This window comes from Alphaproteobacteria bacterium (assembly GCA_018063245.1).
Lineage (GTDB): Bacteria > Pseudomonadota > Alphaproteobacteria > JAGPBS01 > JAGPBS01 > JAGPBS01.
In genome coordinates, this window is the sequence record JAGPBS010000028.1 from 1 (window position 1) to 23,785 (window position 23,785).

General features: G+C 41.2%; 16 protein-coding genes and 1 other RNA gene. 9 read left to right on the top strand and 8 right to left on the bottom strand.

Features of this window, described 5'->3' with window-relative positions; all coding sequences use genetic code 11:
- Nucleotides 1–436 precede the first annotated feature (436 nt).
- From KBF71_05190 to KBF71_05210, 5 genes are all read right to left on the bottom strand, one after another.
- On the bottom strand, nucleotides 437–1,024 hold the full coding sequence (locus KBF71_05190; GenBank protein ID MBP9877713.1) for a PEP-CTERM sorting domain-containing protein: 588 nt from the start codon (nucleotides 1,022–1,024) through the stop codon (nucleotides 437–439).
- A gap of 151 nt (nucleotides 1,025–1,175) precedes the next feature.
- Complete coding sequence (xth, locus tag KBF71_05195; GenBank protein ID MBP9877714.1) at nucleotides 1,176–1,967, bottom strand: exodeoxyribonuclease III; 792 nt, start codon at nucleotides 1,965–1,967, stop codon at nucleotides 1,176–1,178.
- Nucleotides 1,968–2,630 (bottom strand): ABC transporter substrate-binding protein, encoded by a 663-nt coding sequence (locus KBF71_05200; GenBank protein MBP9877715.1) that lies wholly within the window; start codon nucleotides 2,628–2,630, stop codon nucleotides 1,968–1,970.
- A gap of 46 nt (nucleotides 2,631–2,676) precedes the next feature.
- Nucleotides 2,677–3,474 carry a VacJ family lipoprotein gene (locus tag KBF71_05205; protein MBP9877716.1) on the bottom strand — a complete coding sequence of 266 codons (798 nt, stop codon included), beginning with the start codon at nucleotides 3,472–3,474 and terminating at the stop codon, nucleotides 2,677–2,679.
- Nucleotides 3,475–3,673: 199 nt separating this feature from the next.
- Complete coding sequence (locus KBF71_05210) at nucleotides 3,674–4,732, bottom strand: lysine-2,3-aminomutase-like protein (protein MBP9877717.1); 1,059 nt, start codon at nucleotides 4,730–4,732, stop codon at nucleotides 3,674–3,676.
- 160 nt (nucleotides 4,733–4,892) lie between these two features.
- Between KBF71_05210 and KBF71_05215 the strand changes: the two genes are divergently transcribed.
- Together KBF71_05215 and KBF71_05220 are read left to right on the top strand one after the other, a co-directional pair.
- Nucleotides 4,893–5,240 carry a hypothetical protein gene (locus tag KBF71_05215; GenBank protein ID MBP9877718.1) on the top strand — a complete coding sequence of 116 codons (348 nt, stop codon included), beginning with the start codon at nucleotides 4,893–4,895 and terminating at the stop codon, nucleotides 5,238–5,240.
- Nucleotides 5,241–5,369: 129 nt separating this feature from the next.
- On the top strand, nucleotides 5,370–8,039 hold the full coding sequence (locus KBF71_05220; GenBank protein ID MBP9877719.1) for a sel1 repeat family protein: 2,670 nt from the start codon (nucleotides 5,370–5,372) through the stop codon (nucleotides 8,037–8,039).
- Between the two features lie 4 nt (nucleotides 8,040–8,043).
- Here KBF71_05220 and KBF71_05225 read toward each other — a convergent pair whose 3' ends face one another.
- Nucleotides 8,044–10,077 carry a hypothetical protein gene (locus tag KBF71_05225; GenBank protein ID MBP9877720.1) on the bottom strand — a complete coding sequence of 678 codons (2,034 nt, stop codon included), beginning with the start codon at nucleotides 10,075–10,077 and terminating at the stop codon, nucleotides 8,044–8,046.
- Between the two features lie 156 nt (nucleotides 10,078–10,233).
- Between KBF71_05225 and KBF71_05230 the strand changes: the two genes are divergently transcribed.
- The 7 genes from KBF71_05230 (at nucleotide 10,234) to KBF71_05260 (ending at nucleotide 20,286) form a co-directional block, all read left to right on the top strand.
- The gene (locus tag KBF71_05230) at nucleotides 10,234–10,500 is read left to right on the top strand and encodes an exodeoxyribonuclease VII small subunit (GenBank protein ID MBP9877721.1); all 267 of its coding nucleotides are present in this window, start codon (nucleotides 10,234–10,236) and stop codon (nucleotides 10,498–10,500) included.
- 20 nt (nucleotides 10,501–10,520) lie between these two features.
- Nucleotides 10,521–11,498: a polyprenyl synthetase family protein gene (locus KBF71_05235; protein MBP9877722.1), complete on the top strand. Its 978-nt coding sequence runs from the start codon at nucleotides 10,521–10,523 to the stop codon at nucleotides 11,496–11,498.
- Nucleotides 11,499–11,580: 82 nt separating this feature from the next.
- Nucleotides 11,581–13,539, top strand: a complete 1,959-nt coding sequence (locus KBF71_05240) for a 1-deoxy-D-xylulose-5-phosphate synthase (GenBank protein ID MBP9877723.1) — start codon at nucleotides 11,581–11,583, stop codon at nucleotides 13,537–13,539.
- A gap of 181 nt (nucleotides 13,540–13,720) precedes the next feature.
- Nucleotides 13,721–15,733, top strand: a complete 2,013-nt coding sequence (gene uvrB / locus KBF71_05245) for an excinuclease ABC subunit UvrB (protein MBP9877724.1) — start codon at nucleotides 13,721–13,723, stop codon at nucleotides 15,731–15,733.
- Between the two features lie 231 nt (nucleotides 15,734–15,964).
- On the top strand, nucleotides 15,965–17,164 hold the full coding sequence (locus KBF71_05250; GenBank protein MBP9877725.1) for a hypothetical protein: 1,200 nt from the start codon (nucleotides 15,965–15,967) through the stop codon (nucleotides 17,162–17,164).
- A gap of 447 nt (nucleotides 17,165–17,611) precedes the next feature.
- Nucleotides 17,612–18,907, top strand: a complete 1,296-nt coding sequence (locus KBF71_05255; protein MBP9877726.1) for an amino acid permease — start codon at nucleotides 17,612–17,614, stop codon at nucleotides 18,905–18,907.
- A gap of 59 nt (nucleotides 18,908–18,966) precedes the next feature.
- Nucleotides 18,967–20,286, top strand: a complete 1,320-nt coding sequence (locus KBF71_05260; GenBank protein MBP9877727.1) for a hypothetical protein — start codon at nucleotides 18,967–18,969, stop codon at nucleotides 20,284–20,286.
- 189 nt (nucleotides 20,287–20,475) lie between these two features.
- Here KBF71_05260 and rnpB read toward each other — a convergent pair.
- Both rnpB and KBF71_05270 read right to left on the bottom strand, forming a co-directional pair.
- Nucleotides 20,476–20,852, bottom strand: an RNA gene (gene rnpB, locus KBF71_05265) — RNase P RNA component class A.
- A gap of 90 nt (nucleotides 20,853–20,942) precedes the next feature.
- A partial coding sequence (locus KBF71_05270; protein ID MBP9877728.1) for a hypothetical protein occupies nucleotides 20,943–23,785 on the bottom strand: 2,843 nt, incomplete at its 5' end.

Consider the following 23,785-nt stretch of genomic DNA (forward strand, 5'->3'; position numbering starts at 1 on the left):
ATCTCAGCGATTGCTTTGCTTTAGAGATTTCCTGAAATCTGCGATTGTCCAGAAGACAGTTCATTAAGCGTGTGCTTGTAGACTCTAAGTTTTGCATTTTAAACCGTCATTCAGAGCCACCTCCATAAGAGGTGGCGTGGAATCTCTGCATAATATCAACGTATTTGTTTATTACGAGGAGACTCCACGCCCTCCTAAGGGAGGGCTCTGAGTGACGGTGTTAATTGTCCTGAACTTGTTTCAGGGACTCTCTTTGTTATACTTTTCTACTCCTTTGTCACACCGGCGTCTTGTCGCGCCGAAGCCTTTATAGCGTCGAAGCGTAGCGAAGACGGATGGCGTAGGAGGAAGGCAGGTGTTACAAAAGGGTTGCAATGCACATCAAAAAAGCTCTCATCTGAGAGCTTTTTTGCCGTATCAACAAATCTCTAGACTCTTAACGTTTCTTTCTTAGCATGGCAAGGCCAAAGAGTGAGAAGCCCAAAAGCCCGATGATACTTGGCTCAGGCGTTGGAGTCACAATCCAGAGCATGCCTATAGAAGCAACTGGATCATCATCTACAGAAACGTTTGCTGGTAGTGGGTTATCAGATAAAATATATGAAGGTGCACCAAAAGTATAAGAAAAATCAAACGCTCTACCTACATATTCGCCAGGACCTGAGAGCCTAGCTGAGCAATTGAAGCCAGGGCATAAATTGGTAACTATTGCAGTTGGAAAACCAAGGGCCGTTAAAAAGATTTCAAGCTCTGCAGTTGAAACAATGCTATTTGCATTTGTATCAGCTGATGTTCTGATATCAGCCCAAGTTGCAACAGTGCCCCCCAAACCACTCAGAACAGTTAGTTGCTGAGCTTTCGTTAGGTTCAAAAGTCCCGCGAAGGGATCTCCCCAGGTAATTCCATTTATTGTAACGACTGCTTGCGCAGTTTGTCCACCAAGACCAATCATGGCAAGTGTCATTAAATTGGTGCTAATTTTTTGACTATGTGTTTCATCTGAATCTCCGTTGATTAACTTCATGCAAAGAGAGTTTATCGTTCTCTCCCATAAACATTTGCATAAAGCATGCCACGAGGAAAAGCTATTAAAAACATATAGTTAATTGAAGCTTTGAATGTTGTTTGTTAAAAAAAACACAGAATTTGTAAGAGAAATTGACAAAATGGCAAAGTTATTGAAGAGCTTTAAAATCGCAATAGATGGGCACATGGTCAGAGGGGCGCTCTTCGGCGCGTTTCTCTTTGTCAATCGCGCAAGAGATCAGGTGTTCAGCCATTAAAGGCGAGAGAATAAAGTGATCGATCCGAATGCCAGCATCCTTTTGCCAAGCGCCCGCTTGATAGTCCCAGAAAGTATAGGCGTGTTTTTGATTGGGGTAGAAAGCCCGGAAAGCATCTGTTGTGCCCATAAATTGAATCTCGCGATACAGATCACGGACCTCTGTTTGGTAGAGCGCATCATTCACCCATAGCTTTGGATCAGAGCAATCCTGCGGTTCAGGGATAATGTTGAAATCACCAGCAATGACAAAGGGCTTGTTTTCTTGGAGCAGAATTTTGATATAGTCTCTTAAGGCACTTAGCCAGCTGAGTTTGTATGTGTATTTTTCTGTACCCATTGGATTGCCATTGGGTGCATAAAGACACAGGATATGCGTGTTGTTGTAAAATACTTCAAGATAGCGTGCTTGTTCATCATGCTCCATTCCAGGAAGAGTTGTTCGCAAGAGCTGGGGAGGCGGGAGTTCTGCATTTTTAACCAGAATCGCAACGCCATTATAAGACTTTTGGCCTTTGACAAAAGCCTCATAACCTAATGTCTGGATGGGTATCAGCGGAAAATTCTCATCAAGCGTTTTCAGCTCTTGAAGAAGGATCACATCTGGATTGAAGGTCTTAAGCCATGCTTCAAGGTGAGGCAGGCGTGCTTGAATCGAATTGACGTTCCAGCTGGCAATTCTCAATTAGTTATTCGCGTATTTTGTACGCAACTCCTGCAGAAGGCCATCGATGCCCTTGTTTTTTTGCTGAATGATGGAGTTGAATTCAGAGCGATGTGTAAGGCTCATGCTCACGCCTTCAACGAGCATATCAATGATTTTACATGATGAGTCTTTTTGACGCACGCGCCATTCTAGATTGACAGGCGGTGAGCCATCAGTCTTTTGAATTTTACCATAAACGATGCTATCTGTATCGCTCACAACTTTAGAATTATCAACAATGAGACTTTCACCAGAGTAATTTTGGAAACGAACCTGATACATATCGAGAAGCATTTCTTCAAAAAGACGGTTATATTCTGCTCTTTGTGTTTCATTGGCTTGATTCCAATTACGACCAAGAACAAAGCGAGCAATGTACTTCACATCAAAGGCTGTATGCAAAATGCCTCTAAATCGCTCAGCAGATTGCTCAGCTGTAACTGATTTATTTGTAATGATATTGATCACTTTTGCGCCAATATCTTTGACAAAAAGATCAGGTGAGCCATATTGTCCACAGGTTTGACCGCTATTTGCTAAAGCTGGAGTACTGAGTGAGGCCGATCCTATTGCAATGGCGCCGAGTAGCGCTGCAGTTGTCAGCTTTATAGTAATATGATGTCTCTGTTTCTTTAATAGCATGGTTGGTCTTTCATCTAGAGGGTAAAATACAATTTAGTTTTCTATTTTACTCAGGATAGTCAGGATAATCAATATTTGTTTTTTCGCCACCATTGCTATTCTTGTTGATAAGAGCTTCTCTGCGTTGAAGATACATGCTGCGGAGGCTTGCATAATAATCAAGAGAATTTTTCTCAAGATCATCTGTGACAGGGAGGAATTCAGCTCTTGTATCTAAGATTGTTAAGCCAAGACGTGTGTAATTGATCCATTCTTTGTCATCATGCGTTGCATAGATTGTAAGCGGATCTGAGAAAGTGTCCGCCGCAAGGCCAACGCCATCACGTACAGTAGATGGACCAAGAATCGGGAGCATTAAGTATGGACCAGGTCCAACGCCCCAAACACCAAGAGTTTGTCCGAAGTCAGCTGTTTCATATTTCATATCAACTGAATCAAAGCGGCCAGCAACATCAATTAATCCACCAATCCCGATTGTTGAGTTCACAAGAAAGCGGCCCAGGGTTTTCACAGATTTGAGAGGCTCGCCCTGTAGGAGTTGATTAGCCATGATTGTAGGGGTTCTTAAATTGCGTAAAAAGTTACGAACGCCATCTTGCGCTTGTTGAGGTGTATAGTCAACATAGGCTCTGGCAATTGGTTTTAAAGCGATTGTGTCAACAAAACGGTTGAAATGAAGGATAGGCCTATTGATTGGCTCAAGCGGATCAGAATTTGAGGCAGAATCTTCTGACGCATTTGTTGAATCAGAGCCTGACATGTTTTGATGACCACATGCTGAGAGCATGAGCAATAAAGCAAGAGAAGAAGTTGTGAGAAGCGTTTTTTTATTTTTATATGCCATGATAGATATCCTTCAAAGTCGATGTTCAGAGAATATATAGTTTGTGAAAAAGTTTAAAGTGTAATCATTAAGAAAGTACTTAAATAATCAATAATCAATTTCAAATAAAAGCCTCGTGCAAGAGGTGGTGCGGGGATGACAAGAGGTGGCACGAGGATGACAAAGAGGCTTGCATTGACTATGGTTTGAGATCTATGTCTCAATCCTCATCATAAGATTCAATATAATCATGAAGATTTCCATTTGCATCAGAGAGACTCCATTTGTTTGGCTCTTCACCATTTTGCTTTGCATAGCTCTCATGGATCGGAATCTTGCCCGCTCCATTAGGAATATCTAAACAATAGTGAGGTCTTGCCATGCCTGAGAGTTTTTTGAGAAGTTCTTTATAAATTGCCTGACCTTTGCGGATAGGCAGCCTGAAATGCTTTGTTCCATTCGCTAAATCAGGATGATGCAGGTAATAAGGTTTAATACGATTTTGGACCAGATGTCTGAAAAGCATATCGAGCGTTTCAACTTTGTCGTTTATTCCTTTCAGGAGCACAGTTTGGCTCACCATCGGGATTCCTGCATCAATAATGCTTGCGATTGCTTTTTCACCATCGGGTGTGAATTCATTGACATGGTTACTGTGCAAAGAGATCCAAATAGTTTTTTTGCAAGATTTCAAAGCTGAAATCATGTCATCATTGATGAGATCAGGAGAAACAAGAGGAATACGTGTATGAAAACGAATGACTTTTACATGGTCAATCATTCCAAGCACAGAGAGTATTTCAGCCAGTTTGCGGGGAGATAGCAGTAAAGGATCGCCCCCGGTAAAGATGACTTCCCAAATCTCTGGATGTGTTTGAAGATAGGCATATATTTTTTGTAGATCGTCTGCGTTCAGGGCTTCTTTATTGCGGCCAACTTGCTCTCTGCGAAAACAAAAACGGCAATAAACAGCACAACTATGAATGGGTTTGATCAGAATTCTATCGGGATATCGATGGACAAGACCCTTCATTGGTGAATAGGAAGTGTCAGAGATAGGATCGTCTTTTTCATTCTGAGCGAGATTCAGTTCTTCTTTTCGGGGTATGAATTGAGCTCGAATTGGATCGTTTGTATTTTCTAAGTTAATCACATCAGCCATGGATTCTGTAATTGATACAGAATATTTTTCAGCAACTGCGGTGAGGTGATTTGCATCATCGGCGGAAAGCAAATGCCGCTGGACAAGTTTTGGTAAAGCTGTTAAAGATTTTGACATAGGCAAATTCAAAACTCTATGATTTATTAATAAAAAATGAGTATAGGTCAAATGACCAAAAATTGCAAAATGTTAATTTATCTTGCGTAGATAACGATGTTGTGTATAATTATTTGAGCTTAAATAATTATTGTTTAAGCGATTTAAAAAGGAGATATAAATGGCTTTAATTCAATTAAATTGGCAAGCAAACCCAAGAGCAACTGTTGCAAAGCAAGGACAGTTTACATTTGAAGGGAAAACGTATCATGTAGAAAGAAAATCAAATCAACTCGTAACCATTTCAAATCGTGTTAACGAAAGCGCTGTTCAACTCAATGGTGATCGCGTTCAAATGGCCTTCATGAGTGGCGGTATGATTTCTATGACTACTAAAAATTTCAATGGTGAAGGTCCTCTATCTCTATATGCATGTCATGTGAGTAAATTGGCAAATGAAGGTGTTGCAAATTTTTTAGGATGCGATGAAGCTTCTGCTCAAACACTTGTAGCTGACATCACAAATTAAGTTTATTGATATTCGCTTATCACTTTTAAAAGCCATTTCTTATGAAATGGCTTTTTCTGCACATGTCTCTTGCATTTTATTTAAAAAAATGTATACTGTGTTCATATTTTTTAGTCTAAGGAGTTTTTTATGTCAATTCATTTTTTAATCCCGGGTTCTAAGGATCCCGCTCATCCAGCAAATTCTAATAATATTGTTGTTGAATCACAGGATGGTTCTCTGGAGGCACTTCCAAAAGCACCACATAGAATTCAAATCTCGCCAGAGAGTCTTGCTCTGTTCAATCGGAAAGTGGGAGAAAAAATTGAAGAATCTATTACGAAGCAGGTAAGTCCTGCAGCAAATATAGAGGGGGCTGATTTTAGACAGATCGCTTTTGATAGTTTGGTTGATCTGGTGTCTGAAGGTTCAGTAGCTTCAAGTACCAAGGATCAAATGACGGGCGGTGATTCGGATTATTTCATGGGTACTGTTAAAGACAAGCAAGGCAATTATAAAGAGGCTTATGAGTATTTTTTACGATCCGCGAATCGTGGACATGTTGATGCAAGATATACAATTGCACTCTATTATTACAATGGAGACCTTGGCTATTTTGATTATAGAAAATGTTACGATATCTTAAAAGACTTTGTTGATGTCGATCATGCGGCTGCGCTTTATTTATTGTCTCAGTTTTACCATCAAGGATTAGGAGGATGTCCACAAGATCTTGAAAAAGCATTCGTTTTTGCAAAGAGAAGTGCTGCTCTTGGAAGTGTCGATGGTAAGGTAATGCTTGCGAGCTGTTATCATAAAGGCATAGGTCTGAAGCCAGACCATGAAATCGCTTTTCAGTTATTCAACGAGTTATATGAAGAGAATCATCAAAGCGGTGTTATGTTCTATTGTTTAGCGATGTATTATCTAGGAAGCTATGGCATTGAGAAAAAAAATGCAGCAAAGGCATTTGAACTCTTCAAAAAAGCGGCAGATCTTAATTATATGGAAGCTTGTTTCCCACTGGGTGTCATGTATTTTGAAGGTGTGGATACACAGCAGGATTATAAAAAAGCAGTTTTAAATTTCCAAAAGGCGGCGTCAATTAATCATCCACATGGACACATGTACCTTGCGCACTGTCTTTATTTTGGATTAGGCATTTCTGTTGATCAAGAAAAAGCGCGCGCAATTATGCGTCTTTACCCACCTACAATCTATACGGATAGTTATTATCATCTGGGTTGTTTTGCCAAAGCAGAAGAAGAGCATCATGCCGCATTTATTCATTTTGAAAATGCATTAAAGGCTAATGATCAAAGAGCTTATGGTCCGCTTGGTGTTTGTTATTTTTTAGGACAAGGAACAGCCGTTGATTATAAAAAAGCGTTTTCTTTTCTGAGAAAAGTGATTTTTTTCACCCCAGAATCTTTCCGATATGAATCGCTTTGTTATTCTGAAGGAAAAGGGACGGCTCTGAATTATAAAGATGCAGCCGTTGCTTTAGAAAGATCTGCCACAATGTGGCCTGATGCCGAAACACATCATGCATTGGCACTTTTATATATAAAAATACCATCTGCTGCTTTATCGTCTGTTGATTGTGAAAAAATTATTTTGCACTTTTCTCGTTTTATAGAGTTGATTCAAGATCAAGAAGACACAAGAATTCCAGCAGCCTATCACTTTTTGGCTAGCTATAAGCGCATTCAATTTAGAACATTTAATCAGTCAATTGATATTTTAAATGACTCGGTTCGCCTTGCACGCACAACGATCGATCGTGGTTTTCAGAATCCGCTTTTCCAAGATCCTGCTTTTTTAAAGTATTATTATGCAGCCTTTCAATCTCATTTAAGAGAAGAGTTGTCAGCTTCTATCAGTGAGCGTGAAAGAAATTTTATTGAATTATCAACGGCTGATTTTGTTCAAGTGCTGAGGTACGATATCTATATGCAAAAGTCATATTTTGATCATTATATTGCACATCCTGAAGAAGATGATGATAAGCATCGATATAAGCATCTACTGCAAATTCATACTTTTTTATACGAAGATTTGGATAGGGAATGGGGCTTGCTTCGGAGAGATCAACTTCGTCGGCTCTCAAAATTGAATGCAAAGTTAGCAAGCTTTTTGGTTGGACATGTTAGTAAAAGCTTTTATTCAGGAGACCTTGAGGCTTTTAAAGCAACAGAATCTGCAACTAAAGAAGAGATTGCTGATTCATTTATGCCTATCATGCCAAAGAAAAAAGCAAAGGCAGTTGCAAAGCCAAAGGGCGCTCAGAAGAAAAACGCTCCTAAAACAGTGCCTGCACCTCTGCAAAATGAAGCTGCGCTCAAGGCTATACCGAAGCCTGCAAATCAAAATAGACCACCAGCTGGCCTTCCTGAAATTAAAACGGTTTCGCTGCCAAAAGTAAATGCGGCTCCAGTTGTAACAGTCGAAAGCGCCGAGGTAAAGCGCGTTCAAAAAATATTCTCAATCGCTCAGAATTTTAAAGCAGCTCAAGAGGCTGTTGTTGCTTATTATTCAAAAGATGTGAGTTCAAGCTTACGCAAATCGATAGAGGCTGTGTTTGATAAGCAATCTTTATCACAGGAAAAAGTGATTGCCTTGATGGAGCATCTTGCTGACAAAGAGCAAGGTTCTTGTGTTAAAAATGCAAATGGTGGCGCTCGTTTGATTGTGGGCGAACTTTCAGTTGGTTGCCATGCTTTCCATGGTCCGGGTGATAAAAATCATTTGGGTTTTATTGCGGAGCTCAGAAAACTGATGGTCGCTTTGTATCAGAAAAAACAAGACGCTGTTGCGTAACTCCCTACGTCTCAACAATAAACGTGACCTTCGGGTAGCGTTCTTGGCATGACTCAAAATCTTCAGGGGCGAAGTCTTTCGGCAATATCACTCTCTCCAAATTAGGCGCTGATTTTACAAGTGCATCCATGTGATGTTTGAGGTGTAAGACGAAGCTCCGCTTTTTGTCATTAGGGTTATGGCTATTATTGCTGCCCAAATTTATCTCTTTGAGAAGGGGTAAATGTCCATAAACCTCAGGAATTCTGGCGCGTGGATTTTCAGGCATATATGGAGAGAAATTCACAAAACTGAGCGTGAGCGCCTCAAGGTTTGGGAATTTTGCCATATAATTTGTGAGGTCTGTAGGCAGTATAGACATATTCAAATAGCTGAATTTTTTCATGTTCGGGTAGGTCTTGTTTTGAATAAAGATTTTTTGTGTATCTAATCTATAACTCGATATTGTAAAGTCGGTGAGGTTTGGCATGGTGTTCATCAACATGCCAACATTTTCATCCGTAAAGTCTGAGTTTGGCGCAAATGCGATATCAATTTGAGTGATGCTCTTTTTTTCAGTTGGTGAGAGTTTTTGGATGATTTTTAGCTTATTTAAAAAGTGCTGAGTTGGATCAATGAGTGTTTCACGCACATTATTCATTTTTTGATCTTGTCGTCTGGCAAGTATTTCAGGTGTCATCGCCCGAGCATAGATTTTTGTTTTCGCCAAAGTGGCAAAATCTTTCATGCCTTCCAGAACCTCAAGCATGATTTCTTCTGTTGAGAGTAAGTCAAGATAATTTGGATCCCATAGGAGTGTTGGCGCGAAGCCATGGCGAATGAGTTCTCTGTTTAAAAGGCATGTGCAAATGGTTCTGCAATTGCCATCTTGGAAAGGATGGTTAATCTCAGCAATATGAATAAATTGCACGATTGTTTTAAGGCGTTCATACCGATCATTCAAAGGCAAGGATGCCATTTTTGCTTCATAAGCATCAATGAGCTTTTGCATATTTTCGCCTGGATTACCGCCATGAGAAGATTCAAATTTTAAAGTAGGGTCTGTCATTGCCCCATCGAGCTCGATAGTAGAGGTTGTTGGCATGAGAAGCTCATGCATATCAATCATATTTTCAAAAGCACCACTGTGCGAAAAATTGCCTTTTGGAATATATTTCAGACCATTTTCATCAGCAGGCGTATAGATTCTTGTGTAGCTACAAGTAACACCGCTTGATCCCCATTCACCGGCGGCTCGATTCTGAGCAACAGCAAGTGAGGCAACATTTTTGTGAATATCTTGAATGAGTTTTGTTGTGACTGGCTCAAATAGTGGCTGAGAGAGCGTAAATTGATAGCCATTTTTGAGTCGTTCAACAGAGCCAGGCTCTCGCATTTCATACCCGATAATCCCGCCATGCGGATCTTCAGGGTCATGTTGGGCAGCGCCATCAAGAACAAGGCGCCACATGTGATCTTTTCCGATTGCAGCCTCTATTTCATTATAGCTCTGATAAACAGGTAGCTCTGAAATGTCAGCAAGAGATTTCAAAACATGCTCATGCGTCACTTTATTTTGTGGTGCTAAAGCATTGCGAATCATATCTTCAAGAGGTTTGATGCGATCGATGAAGGATGGGTCTTTTTTTATTTTTACAAAATGATGTAGACATGCAAAAAGATGCCGTTCAAAGGCGGGCTCTCTATGATGGAGCATGAGAAATGGAACATACTTTTCAAAAAACTCAATTTTGAGTCTTGCCGGCGTTGAGTCTTGCCTGATGTGGCTTGCAATAATATGATAGATGAGCCCTGCTTCATAGTCACTCGATCCTGTAATCTCGACGTTGAAATGTTTGCGACAAAAAAAGAAAAAATCTTCCGCAATCTGTTTATATTCGGTGTTGTGAGCTGCTTCTCTTGAGTGAAGATCTGTATTAGCCGTGTCAATATTTGAGTCTGTTTTGGTTTTGCTAACTCTCGGTTCAGGCGCGTGAGAACTTGAATTTTCCGCTTTTGGTATATTAGCCTCGCCAATGGACGTCATTTTCCCTGTCATCTATCTCTCCCTTATTAGTTGTTCATTATACTCCTCTTGTTAATTTTTTAGTAATAAATAATCCATTTCGAAGAAAATTCAGAATAGCTTAAGGTTGAATTGTGTAAGATAAATCTGTAAAATGGGTCAGTCCATTTTTACAAGAAGGTTATAGCGATGTCAGATAAAACAGCAGATCATGCAAAGAATGATGATATAAAAGGCTTTTCGTTTGAGCAAGCCATGGGTGAGCTTGAGCAAATTGTTCGTAAATTAGAAGAAGGCAAAGCGCCGCTTGAAGATGCAATTCATCTTTATGAGCGTGGTTCAAAATTACAAGCCCATTGTGATGCCAAGCTTCGTCAAGCTGAAGCAAAAGTTGAAAAAATTACATTATCTCCTGAGGGAAAAGTGGCTACCGAGTCATTTGATGCTCAAGGGTAAACAGACAAGAGAGGCGAGACATGAGTTTAGCAACGGAACAAAAGAGCCAAATTGGTAATAAACCAGTACCGACACCAGTTATTTTCGATTCAATTCCTGCGGTGAGTCCTGATTTTGAGGAGGATTTGCAGAGGGTTGCAAAGGCAATCAATGAGAAGATAGCAGAGCTTTTGCCTATTCCATCAGCAGATTCACTGGGAAATCCGTTGCTTGAAGCCATGAGACATATTGTGCTAGCTGATGGTAAGAAAATTCGTGGTTATTTGATTGTAAAGGTTGCAAAACTTTTTTCGATCCCGGAACAATATGGGCTTCGCGTTGCCGCTGCTGTTGAATGCTTGCATGCCTATTCACTGATCCATGATGATTTGCCAGCAATGGATGATGCTGCGATTCGCAGAGGTAAGCCGGCAACGCATATTGCATTTGATGAAGCAACCGCAATTCTAGCTGGAGATGCCCTTTTAACATTAGCGTTTGAGATTCTGGCTGATTCAAAAACGCATCCATCAGCAGAAATTAGATCGCGTTTGGTTTTAAATTTAGCGCGCGCAACAGGCCCACTTGGAATGGTCATGGGGCAGATGATGGATATTGAAGCCGAGCATAAAGAGCTTAATTTTGAAGATCTGAAAACATTGCAAACGCTCAAAACAGGTAAGCTTATTACTTATTCAGCCATTGCATCAGCGATTCTGGCTTCTGCAGATGTTGAAAGTTTTGAAGCGCTTAAAAATTATGGCAAAAAATTAGGACTTGCCTTTCAGATTGTTGATGATTTGTTAGATCAAGTCTCAACAGGTGAAGGGCTTGGTAAACCGGCTCAGCAGGATCTTGCAAAAGGAAAGCAAAGTTATGTGAAGCTTTTTGGGGCGGAGAAAACAAAAGAGATAGCTTTGAATTGTCATAGTAAAGCGCTTGAGTCTCTGACTTTGTTCTCTCAAGATACAGATTATTTGAGCCAATTGGCGCATTATATTCTTGCAAGAAAAAAATAATTCTCATAAAATATTCACCACAAACGCCTACTTTATGTTAATCTAAAAGAGTGGGATGGTAACTCAATCAGAGATAGGCTTCATGACAGATCTTGAAAACCCAAATCACCCGTCCCATTCAGAGTCGCTGACGCCGCTTCTTGATCAGATCAATACGCCTCTCGATCTCAAGAAAGTACCTAAAGAGCAACTCAAGCAAGTCGCTGAAGAATTGCGTAAAGATGTGATCAATGTCGTCTCGCAAACAGGTGGTCATCTTGGGGCGAGCCTTGGTGTGATTGAACTGACGGTTGCTTTGCATTATTTATTTGATGCGCCTAAGGATAAAATTATCTGGGATGTGAGTCATCAGAGTTATCCTCACAAGATTCTGACAGGTCGCCGGGATCGGATGCATACCTTGCGTCAAGGTGGGGGGCTTTCAGGATTCACCAAAAGATCTGAGAGTGTCTATGACCCTTTTGGAGCGGCACATAGCTCAACATCGATCTCAGCTGGTCTGGGCATGTCTGTTGCCCGTGATTTGAAGGGTGATGACTTTCATGTTGTTTGTGTCATTGGTGATGGAGCCATGAGTGCTGGTATGGCTTATGAGGCAATGAATAATGCGGGATCCATGGATTCTCGCTTGATTGTGATTTTGAATGATAATGATATGTCAATCGCACCGCCTGTGGGAGCGATGAGCGCATATCTGTCTCGTTTGATTTCATCAAAACCGTTTAGAACTTTGAGAGATATAGCGAAAGATGTTGTTGAGAAATTGCCAAAGTCGCTTCAGACAGCCGCAAAGCGCGCTGAAGAATATGCAAGAGGTATGGTTACCGGTGGAACTCTTTTTGAGGAAATGGGTTTTTATTATATTGGCCCTATTGATGGCCACAACCTTGATCACCTTTTACCTGTTCTAACGAACATTCGGGATGTGCCGGGTGATGCACCGATTTTGGTTCATGTGGTAACGCAAAAAGGAAAAGGCTATGAGCCTGCTGAAAATGCGAATGACAAGTACCATGGCGTAACTAAATTTAATGTGATCACAGGTGAGCAGAGTAAAGCAAAATCGGTTGCGCCAAGCTATACATCTGTTTTTGCGGATAGCTTGATAAAGCTTGCTAAAGAAGATCCTGCGATTGTTGGTATTACCGCTGCAATGCCATCAGGAACAGGGATGGATAAATTTGCGAAAGCCTTTCCAGATAGGGCTTTTGATGTTGGTATTGCAGAGCAGCATGCTGTTACTTTTGCAGCAGGTCTTGCAACTGAAGGGATGAAACCTTTTGCTGCGATATACTCAACCTTTTTGCAAAGAGGGTATGATCAGGTTGTTCATGATGTGGCCTTGCAATCCCTGCCGGTTCGCTTTGCAATGGATAGAGCGGGGCTTGTGGGCGCCGATGGACAAACGCATGCAGGCTCATTTGATGTTGCTTATTTGGGATGTTTGCCGCATTTCATCTTAATGGCAGCATCGGATGAAGTTGAGCTAGCACGAATGGTTGCAACGGCGGCGGCAATTGATGATTGTCCATCTGCCTTTCGCTATCCGAGAGGTGAGGGCTTAGGTTTGCAGATGCCAGAAAAGCTTTTGCCTTTTGAGATTGGCAAGGGTCGTATGGTGAAAGAAGGTAACAAGATTGCCATTTTATCATATGGTGCACGACTTCAAGAAGCTTTAAATGCAGCGCAAAAGCTTGATGCAATGGGGCTGTCAACAAGTGTTGCTGATGCGCGTTTTGCAAAGCCACTTGATGTTGATTTGATTCGTCAATTGGTCTCGCATCATGAGATTTTGATTACAATTGAAGAAGGTTCAGTTGGTGGATTTGGTTCTTTTGTGATGATGTATTTAGCAGGGAATGGCTTTTTAGACGGGAAAGTGAAGGTGAGATCGATGGTCTTGCCAGACATTTTCCAAGATCAAGATTCGCCTATTCTTCAGTATAAAGAAGCAGGTCTTGATGCCGAGGCGATTGTTGCCAAGGTTTTATCTGTTTTGGAGATTTCAGCAGATGTGGCTTACCGTAGACTGTCATCCTGAGCCGAGCATAGCGAAGGCGTGAGGATCCAGTTGAGGAGTTTCAATAGTAACATTTGTTGAGATATTCTGGATGGTCGCGTCGCGACAAGTCGCTCCTCACCATGACGGAATCTAAATGAATTTCGTATGAATAAATTTATCAAGGTGCGTTAAAACAATGATTGAGCAATTTCCATATTTTATGCCAGAGCAGTTTCGGTCTGAAGGGAATGTTGAAGCCGCGTATTTTCTGGAAAGTGAATTTGAGCCTAAGGGTGATCAGCCAAAGGCAATCGCAGACTTGCGTGAAGGGCTTGAGGCAAATGAAAAAAATCAAGTTCTGCTCGGTGTCACAGGTTCAGGTAAAACATTCACGATGGCAAATTTGATTGCTCAGTCAAAATGCCCTGCGCTTGTTTTGGCGCCGAATAAAACGCTTGCCGCACAGCTTTATGCTGAAATGAAGGCGTTTTTTCCAAAAAATGCGGTGGAATATTTCGTCTCTTACTATGACTATTATCAGCCCGAAGCCTATGTGCCACGGACAGATACCTACATTGAAAAAGAGTCAACGATTAATGAGCAGATAGAGCGCATGCGTCACAGTGCGACAAGAGCTCTTTTAGAGCGGCGCGATGTGATTGTGGTTGCATCTGTTTCATGTATCTATGGTATTGGTGCGGTTGAAACTTACTCACAGATGGTATTGTCTTTAAAGGCTGGCCTTGTGATGAATCAACGTGAGCTGCTGCAGCGACTTGTTGAAATGCAATATAAGCGGAATGATATTGAATTTGCACGTGGCGTTTTTCGGGTTAGGGGTGATACGATTGAGATTTTTCCATCGCACATGGAAGATTCTGCTTGGCGTCTTTCATTTTTTGGAGATGAACTTGAATCAGTGATTGAGTTTGATTCTTTGACAGGTAAGAAGATTGCCAATTTGGAATATGCGAGGCTCTATGCAAATAGCCACTATGTAACGCCAGGTCCGACTTTAAAGCAAGCCATTACGCTGATCAAAGAAGAGCTAAAAGAAAGGCTGAATGAGCTTTACGCAGAAAATAAGCTTGTTGAAGCGCAGAGACTAGAGCAGCGCATTGCCTTTGATATTGAGATGATTGAGGCAACAGGCTTTTGTTCCGGGATTGAAAATTACTCACGCTATCTGTCGGGTCGAAAAAAGGGTGAGGCGCCGCCAACACTCTTTGAATATTTGCCAAAAGATGCATTGCTTTTTGTGGATGAGAGTCACGTGATGATTCCGCAATTAAATGCAATGTATAAGGGTGATCGATCACGAAAATTCACGCTGCAAGAGCATGGTTTTCGGCTGCCATCTTGTATGGATAACCGTCCTTTGAAATTTGAAGAATGGGATTATATGAGGCCGCGGACTGTATTTGTGTCAGCAACGCCAAGTGCTTGGGAGCTTGAACAAACAGGCGGTGTGTTTGCAGAGCAAGTGATTCGACCAACAGGGCTGATCGATCCCGTTGTGATCATAAGGCCAACTGAAAATCAAATTGATGATTTGATCCATGAATGTCAAAAAGTGATCACGGAGAATGGTAGAATTTTAATCACAACGCTCACAAAAAAGATGGCTGAGGCTTTGACGGAGTATCTTGTTGAGGCAAATTTAAAAGTGAGCTACATCCATTCTGACGTTGAAACGCTTGAGCGCATTAAGATCATTCAAGACTTAAGGGCAGGGGTTGTTGATATTCTGGTAGGGATTAACTTGCTGCGCGAAGGACTTGATATTCCAGAATGTGCATTGGTTGCAATTCTGGATGCGGATAAAGAAGGGTACTTGCGGTCTAAAACATCATTGATCCAGACCTTTGGACGTGCAGCGCGTCATTTGAATGGTCGGGTGATTTGTTATGCTGATGTGATGACTAAAAGTCTTGAAGGCGCAATTGAAGAAACGAATCGCAGGCGCGAAAAGCAAGTGGCTTATAATACTGAGCATGACATTACGCCATCAGCGATTCAAAAATCAATTGTGAGGCTTGAAGAATGGAACGAGAAACATTCAGCTCTGCCAAGCAAAGAGCCTGTTCTCACTCTGTCTGAAAAAGAGCTTGAAAAGCAAATCCAGGTCTTGCGTAAAAAGATGTTCCTTGCTGCGGAGAATTTAGAATTTGAAGAGGCCGCTAAATTAAGAGATGAATTGCATCGCCTTGAATCTTATCAGATCTCGGGATGATAAGAGGTGATGCATTTTCTTGTCACACCTGCGCAGGGATGACGGTTTTTAGGTTGCTGAGATTCCATCCTCCTACGCTAAAGCTTCGGCGGGACAGGCGCTATACCTTCAAGGTGTGGCTCTGAATGACGGGTACGCTAAAGTAGGCGAAAATCTGTCTCTTGCTTTTTGGTATTTTATATGTTAATATTTTGTTAATTTAATATTTATGTATTTTTAGTAGGTGCTTACATGACTTATATGATTTTTGAAACCAGTCGAGATAATACTTTTGTTGATGTTGAGATGCAGAAGCTAGATAGTAGAGACGTGATTCAGATTCAGCTTGATTTGTACCAAGGTACAATTTCTGCGAGAGTAAATGAGTCTGCTCCTTATATGCTTTTCAATGACTTTTTAGACCTGAGTCCTGGTGTGAATAAAATCATTGAAAATGAGCTTTATGGTTTTATCAGGGGGCAGAATTACCCAATTGTTCTTGCTGAAAGACATGTAAAAAGAAGCTTGCCAGTTCCACACAGAAAAGAAGTGGTGCATTCGAACCCAAATCCCTCACCTAATCCAGCGCCAGTTGTACCTGCAGCTATGCCTCGAGTGACAGTTGATCGGAAGGCAATTGAAGCTGAAATTCAAAATTCATTAAAAGGCCTTTTAAGTCAAACATTGCAAAAGAATTTGAGACTGAATCCTAGTCAATGTAAATCGATAATGGCAGCTTATAATAATCCTGGTATTTATTTCATCGTTTCAGGAACAATGGGGCAAGCGGCTCGTTATTTCACAGGAGCGGATAAGACTTATTTCAAAGGTAATGCCTATGATGAGTTAGTCGCTTTGCTGCAAAATCAAACAGCAGCAGCTCCGGCGCCATCGCCGAATCCAGCGCCAGCAACTGCTCCTGCTGTTCCGACAAGAGCTCAAGATCTTGTGAGTCTTCAAAGTCTTGTTTTTCCTTCAATTGATTCAGATGCGCATGTTGTGAATAAATCATTTGTGAGAAATAATAAGGATCTTGTGTTTAGAGCCTTTAAAGATGATTTCTTGTTTAAACAGTCGTTTAATCAATTAGTTCAAAATCGTGAAAATATCCGTCAAGAGTTTTCAAACTTTTTAAAGCAAGATCCTCGATATCAAGGGGATGCCCATTATAAAACAGCTGTTGATAATGTTTTTGGTGGCTATTGGACTACTGACAAAGAATCTAAAGAAACAGGTGGCGTGAGTTTGCAAGATATGATGCTCATGATATATGCGCTTCTAAAGCGCCGTGCAACGCTTGATCATTGTCCTTTGACAGATACGCCCGCTTATGGATTTTTGATGCTTCAGCTAGAAGATCAATCAAAGACTTGTTTTGAGGGGGCAATCGCGCGTATGTTTTCTGCCTTTGCTATGGGGATGAGAGAGTTTTACGCCCGCCGCGGAAGCTAGGTTGTCTTGAAAATTGTAAGACGTTCGTGAGGCGCTCTTTTATCCGTCATTCAGAGTCGTCCCCAGAAGGGACGACGTGGAATCTTTGCAAAGTTCCAATACGAACTGCACTTATTTGTTATATCCTAGAGATTCCACGCCACACCTTAGAGGTGTGGCTCTGAATGACGGTTTTTCTCAAAGCTAAAATCATAGTTGATGACGATTATGAAAATTCCTCATTTAGCTCTATAAATAGAACTTATTCTGTTTGACAAAGTCTTATAAATTATGCTAGGTTCACTTCTTGTAACATATAAATAAGGTTTCTTATGAGCTCTTGCTTCATTTTCATCATTAAAGCTAAGTCATCCCGAAAGGCCTCTTAAGGGGCATTATATCTTTTTATATCGTAAATCTTCAGTAATTTTCTATCTATATTCATAACAAACAAGGGATGATTGTGTTATGTCAAATAAAATTGGTTTTTGGGCTGTTCTTTCGATTGTGATCGGAAGTCAAATTGGCTCTGGTGTTTTTATGCTTCCGGCAGGTCTTGCGCCTTATGGAGCATTTAGTATGGTCGGATGGGTGTTCTCGGGTATTGGAGCTATTTCATTGGGTCTTGTTTTTGCTTTATTGTGTGGTCGCTTTCCTGAAACAGGAGGACCTCATAATTATGTTGAAAAAGCATTTGGTCCTCACTTATCGTTTTTCACAGGTTGGACTTATTGGATTTTATCGTGGGTGACAACGCCTGCTGTCCTTGTGACTTGCGTTGGGTATCTATCTGCATTTTTCCCCACGCAAGATAAATCTTTCTATTTAGCGATAGAATTATTTCTGTTGTTCGCTATCACTCTTTTAAATACAAGGGGTATCACGGCAGCAGGTCATGCTGAATTTGTGTTGACGCTTCTGAAATTTATTCCATTGGTCGTGATTCCGCTTTGTGGAATCTATTATTTTGATTTGGATAATTTTGTACAAGCTCAGCAAGTTTTGGATAGGCCTTTATCAGGCAAGCTTGCTCAGGTAACCTTGCTAACTCTATGGGGTTTTATTGGGCTTGAATGTGCAACAGCACCAGCTGGATCAGTTGAAAATGCAAAAAAAGTGATCCCGAAAGCAATCGTTATCGGAACAAGTTGTGTGGCTCTCGTGTATTTTCTGAATTGTGTTGGCATTATGGGATTGATGCCTGGTTCAGAATTAGCCCTTGCGAAAGCACCTTATGTTGATGCAACGCAACGCATTTTTGGTGGTCATTGGCATTTAGTCATTTCACTCATTGCAGCGATTATTTGTTTGGGAACGCTCAATGCGTGGGTGTTGACATCAGGCCAAATTATCTTGGGTTTTGCAGAAGATGGTTATGTGAGCTCATTTTTTGCAAAAAGAAACAAGCATGATGCACCTCACGTAGGCTTGATTGTGAGCTCATTAGGTGTTGTGCCTTTATTGTTTTTGATAGCAGACCAGAGTCTTGCTCAGCAAATCACAACCATTATCGATATTGCAGTTGTTGCGTTTCTCTTTGTTTACTTGATTTGCGCTTTGTCATTGTTGAAGTTATCAAGTGGTAGTTTAAAGGCAATCATTCCGAGTGTGATCGGTGCTGTCTTTTGTTTGTGGATTATTTATGAAACACCTCTTTATACTCTCATGATTTCTGGTCTGGTTGCTATGAGTGGTGTTCCTTTTTACCTTTGGTGGTTTTTCCGGAGCAGAGGAAAAGCAAAAATCACGCTTGCTAAATCATAATAAATTATTAAGCCTCTCTCCTTAGAATAAAAAGAAAGAATCTAAGGAGGGCGGCGCATATGACAATCTGGGGAACATTATACTCTTATCTTTTTGGGAGTGATATTCAAAATATTTACAAAGAAGCAGACGGTATCTACCAAGAATCAAAGAAATTACAAGAGAGCTGGGTTTTATTGTCTAAGGCTCCTGAAGAGGAGCCCTTAGATCAAGCCTCAAAGGATATCACAGCATCTGAGTTACAGATCTTAACTGAAGCGCTGGGTGAGGGCGCTGATAAGAAATTAATCAATCCTCTCTATGATTCCTTTATCAGTCATGTGAATCAAGAAATAGACGTTCTTGAAAAGACGATTCATCTGATGGACAGAAAGTTTGATGACTTGCCTCAGCTTGAATCGATTCAAGCGAGCATGCGCTCAGTGATTGCCAAATTAAAAGCAAAACAAAGAGATTTAATAGAGTTCAAAGGACGTATTATTTTATTGGCAAAGGTCAATTCTGAAATGAAGAGCCAGTTGCAGCATAAGATTATCAGAGTAGAATTAGATATGCTTGAAAGGCCAGCAAGACTTCCGCCAACGCCACCTGTTATGCCGTTTTATCAAATAAGTCCTCCTGTCTCTATTATGAAACAGAGAGCAAAGCGTGATAATGTTCACATCTCATCGAGTCCTCATGCAACCATGATTGAGTTGTTACGCAAAGGTGTGAAGCTACGAAAAGTGAAAAGTGCTGAACAGAGATCTCAGAAACAGAACGAGGTCCATAAAAAAATATTATATGCGATCACCTTCAAGCAGTTCAGTTTGCGGTCTGTAAAAGAGGTGCCGCCATTGCCAAAGATTCTGGATATGCAGACACAGCTCTGTCTTGAGCTGAAAGATAAAAAGCTCACAGTTGGAAGTTTGAGGCAAGTGAGCGCTTCTGCTCCTGTGCGTACCTCTTTTAAACCTGATTCACTGCAATCACAGATGGAAAGCATTTTGAGTGCAAGACGAGCACAGTTACAGGATTCAAATCTTGGTGAGAGTGAGAATGATGCTGAATGGGATAGTCAGGTGCAGTTTCGGCCGATTCGTGTGTTGGATCAAACAAGTTCAGAAGATGCATCAGAGAGCTCATCATCATTCAATACGTCTGATATGGAAGAAGGCAGCTCCTATGCATATCATCACAATACGCCGATCATGAGTAGGTCTTATGATAAAGAAAATGGCCGCGTGCCGATGATGTTTAAAATGTCAGAGGATGAAAGCAGTTCAGACGTGTATACGCGTGGTTTTATGGGGCTTCCGTCACGTGCTTGTTCGCAAGAAGAAGATCTGAGGGCAGGGACTGTTTTAAATACAGCGCGTCAGGTGCCACAGTCTGTGTGAGTCGGATAAAATGAGACTCTCCATGCGTCATTCAGAGTCGTCCCCAGAAGGGACGACGTGGAATCTCTGCAAAGTATCAACAAGGGCTGTACTTATTTGTTATATTCTAGAGATTCCACGCCACACCTTAGGGTGTGGCTCTGAATGACGTGGTTAGATTAATCAGAGAGTCTGTGTGAATTTTGAAAAATAGCCAGACGATCTATAAGCCGGGTTCTGTATGTCTTCTGATGAAGACACGATGATCATTCATCTGGGATAAATGTTACCATTTACCTCGAGCAGTCTACCCGAACACCTTCTTGAAAACAAAGATGAAAGACGAATCTTTCGCGGTGTCCCTATTTGACCTTGCTCCGAATGGGGTTTACCCTGCCGCCTTTGTTACCAAAGACGCGGTGCGCTCTTACCGCCCCTTTTCACCCTTACCTTTTGCAAGCAAAAGGTGGTTTGTTTTCTGTGGCACTTTCCCTGAGGTTTCCCCCGCCGGACGTTATCCGGCATTCTGTTTTCTGGAGCCCGGACTTTCCTCCAGAGCAAGCTCTGGTGATCATCCGATCATCTGGCATTCATGAGTATGCTTTATTTTGCATTGAAAATCAAGCTGAAAGGGATTTTGTGCTGGCTGTGTTAAAGAGACAGGTACCCTAGTTTCGTCATCCTGAGCCGAGCACAGCGAAGGCGTGAGGATCCAGTCCCGCAGTCCAATAGCCAAGATGCGTTAAAATCTTCACCACGATCTCTTTTGTGATCTTAATCTTCTCAATCTTGAAATTATACAGGTCAATCTCGCCATCCGCATCCTTTGCTAAGATAAGACCGTACTCTGCTGGATCGAGATTATTTTGCATCAGCCAATCATGATAAGAGTGTCCGTGCGAGTCGAATATTTTCAGAGGTCGTTCTTGCTGTGCTAATCTAATTGCGTTTAAAGTATCAGCTTGATTGGCTTTGCCAGGCAAGGCTAATTCGCAATCTTCTTTGGTAGCAAAAGATTTTAGAATTGAGCTGATGATCATCTCTTCAGTCCATTGCTGTTTGAAGAATCGCAAGACTTTTTCAATATCAGCCCATGTTGTGATGCGTGATAGGGTTTCTTCAAAGGATGTAATTTGGCGTAACCCATATGTTGCTTTCAGGATAAGCCGATAGATTTGCTCATTATGAACGTTATTATCTAAGGATTTATCTACAATGCTATCAGGCATGCTAAGAGCTTTAAGGAGCGCTGTTTCCTGACTTTCTTGAATGAGATAGAGCATGGCCTCTTTAAAACTTTTCGAGCTTAGTTCTTTTTTGAGAACAATAGAAGCATAGGCTGTCTCAATTGCAGATGCTTGGCCTGTTGGACAAACAAAGAGACCATTGATCAGAATCGCTGTATTGTAAATGCGTTGATCAGGATTTTCAGTCTCTTTGATCTTCGTTATCATGATAGAGATCATTTGCATCCATTCAGCATCTTGAGCAGGATTTGGCAACCAAGCCTTTTCTGCTGTAGCCTCATCCTGAGAAAGAGCCAATTGACGCTCAGCAGGCAGATTTCTATTGACGAGATCTTTCAGAAAGCGCATGCATTTTGCGCGCATCTGGTCTCTGGTGATGTTTCTATAAATAGAGCGGTTGAATTCTCTATCATTCATCCCCAAAATAACAGGCATGCTAATGAAATCTGGTTTGCTTGCATCAGTCATATTCAAGACATCAAAGAGTTCTTGAAAATGCTGAGGAATTTCATGAGCTTTAAATGGTACAGTAGGAATGGTTACTTTTGCAGCTTCTCTAAGGACATTTAATCGCACAGGGCTCTCTTTAAAGTCAGTTTCAACAAGTCGATCAAAGAAACGATGGAGGAGTGTTAGATAATAGCTTGGCGCAACAGCCGTTAAAACGCTACTGATCATTTGAGCTGATTCAGGATTTTTAAACTCATCAAGCATGAACTGAACCATCTTTTCTCCTGTTTCAGTGTTGGTGAACATAAATAGGGTCTGTGTATATGTTCTCTTATAGGAAAGAGGGAATTGATCATAAAGCTGAGCCAATCGTACAGCTATTCTAGTTTGATGCTCTGTTACAACGGGTTTTGTCCACAAATTTCCGGTTGTAAGTATTAACTTTATTGGCAGAGTTAAAAGTTTCTGTGGTGTTTCTTTCCGACGCAAGTAAGGATGATACAATTTAAACATGAAACGATACACAGGATGACGAAAATTCGTTATACTATTTTGCATGAGCATACGGGATGAGACAATTCTTAATTGAATGTACCATGGAATGTCCTCCCAACAGTTGTTTATTTGCATTAGAACTTTTTCGCCAAAAAGTGCCTTGTGTTTTTGTCGCGTCGCTGCGTCCTGCTTTTCAAGGAAAACAGCACATGTGATGAGATAAATATAGTCAGGTATACCTCGGGCAAAACCTGTTTGGGCGAGCGTTTTACAAATGTCTGCAAATAAAACACCCTCTAATGCTGGTTCAGCATTTTGCGCTGTTAACAGGGTTATATAACTCTGTAGGAGTTTGAGAGGAGGTGAGGATTCTCCTAAAACAGACGAGAGAGCCGGGTGTAATTTTATACAGATAAAATCAACAATATCCTTATTCATTGCAGAGCCACTTGTGATTAAGTCCATATAATCAATGATATAATTTAGGATAAGTCTCAATGATTCTGGGATTTCTTTTTTAAGGGTTGCGCTATAGTCATCCCAGTTGCTCATCAGAGTTTGAATCTGTGTTTCTAAAAGAGAGAGCCTTTCACCTGAAACATCTAGAGGATCTTCAAAGTCAAGCTTTGTCAGTTGTGCATATGTTTTAATATCCTCATCATCACTGTTTTCGATAAGGAAATCGAGGGTTTGGATAATGTCATCATGTTCTTTGCCATAATGATCATGATTGTTTCTTGCATCACGCATTGCCATAAGTTCGCTTATCAACTTTTCTTTAAAGTCTGGTGCTTTTGCATCAAAAAATTGGCGTAATTTAATGCAATAAGGATTCGTGAGTGGCATGATTTCTTTTGCCTGTGTCGCAAAGCCTTTTTTCAGTGATTTGTAATTCTCACGTATTTCTGGAGGCCATTTTGCTTTATCTCTTGTTTGATAAAGGGTGCCAAAGGAGTTTCTGAGCTTTTGAAGAGTCGCATTTATATCATTAATCTGTTCGGTTTTGTTGCTTTGTTGAAAACGGGGTCTGTATGTGGTGTGTATTGTATAGCGATGGTTTAAAAGCTTGAGTGCTGGATGTTGTGGAGGCTCAGGTTGTTGTTGTGCAGGTTGCACGACAGGTGCGGCCTGTTGTACAGGAGGGAGTCCAAATCCTGGAGGGAATCCAACTCTTGGTTGTGGTGCAGGTTGAGCAACAGGCGCGGCCTGTTGTACAGGAGGGAGTCCAAATCCTGGAGGGAATCCAACTCTTGGTTGTGGTGCAGGTTGAGCAACAGGCGCGGCCTGTTGTACAGGAGGGAGTCCAAATCCTGGAGGGAATCCAACTC

Excerpts from the sequence above, each read along its gene's own strand:
- KBF71_05190 (MBP9877713.1), bottom strand. The coding sequence starts at position 1,024 with ATGAAGTTAATCAACGGAGATTCAGATGAAACACATAGTCAAAAAATT.
- KBF71_05200 (MBP9877715.1), bottom strand. The coding sequence starts at position 2,630 with ATGCTATTAAAGAAACAGAGACATCATATTACTATAAAGCTGACAACT.
- KBF71_05205 (MBP9877716.1), bottom strand. The coding sequence starts at position 3,474 with ATGGCATATAAAAATAAAAAAACGCTTCTCACAACTTCTTCTCTTGCT.
- KBF71_05210 (MBP9877717.1), bottom strand. The coding sequence starts at position 4,732 with ATGTCAAAATCTTTAACAGCTTTACCAAAACTTGTCCAGCGGCATTTG.
- KBF71_05215 (MBP9877718.1), top strand. The coding sequence starts at position 4,893 with ATGGCTTTAATTCAATTAAATTGGCAAGCAAACCCAAGAGCAACTGTT.
- KBF71_05220 (MBP9877719.1), top strand. The coding sequence starts at position 5,370 with ATGTCAATTCATTTTTTAATCCCGGGTTCTAAGGATCCCGCTCATCCA.
- KBF71_05225 (MBP9877720.1), bottom strand. The coding sequence starts at position 10,077 with ATGACAGGGAAAATGACGTCCATTGGCGAGGCTAATATACCAAAAGCG.
- KBF71_05230 (MBP9877721.1), top strand. The coding sequence starts at position 10,234 with ATGTCAGATAAAACAGCAGATCATGCAAAGAATGATGATATAAAAGGC.
- KBF71_05235 (MBP9877722.1), top strand. The coding sequence starts at position 10,521 with ATGAGTTTAGCAACGGAACAAAAGAGCCAAATTGGTAATAAACCAGTA.
- KBF71_05240 (MBP9877723.1), top strand. The coding sequence starts at position 11,581 with ATGACAGATCTTGAAAACCCAAATCACCCGTCCCATTCAGAGTCGCTG.
- uvrB (MBP9877724.1), top strand. The coding sequence starts at position 13,721 with ATGCCAGAGCAGTTTCGGTCTGAAGGGAATGTTGAAGCCGCGTATTTT.
- KBF71_05250 (MBP9877725.1), top strand. The coding sequence starts at position 15,965 with ATGACTTATATGATTTTTGAAACCAGTCGAGATAATACTTTTGTTGAT.
- KBF71_05255 (MBP9877726.1), top strand. The coding sequence starts at position 17,612 with ATGTCAAATAAAATTGGTTTTTGGGCTGTTCTTTCGATTGTGATCGGA.
- KBF71_05260 (MBP9877727.1), top strand. The coding sequence starts at position 18,967 with ATGACAATCTGGGGAACATTATACTCTTATCTTTTTGGGAGTGATATT.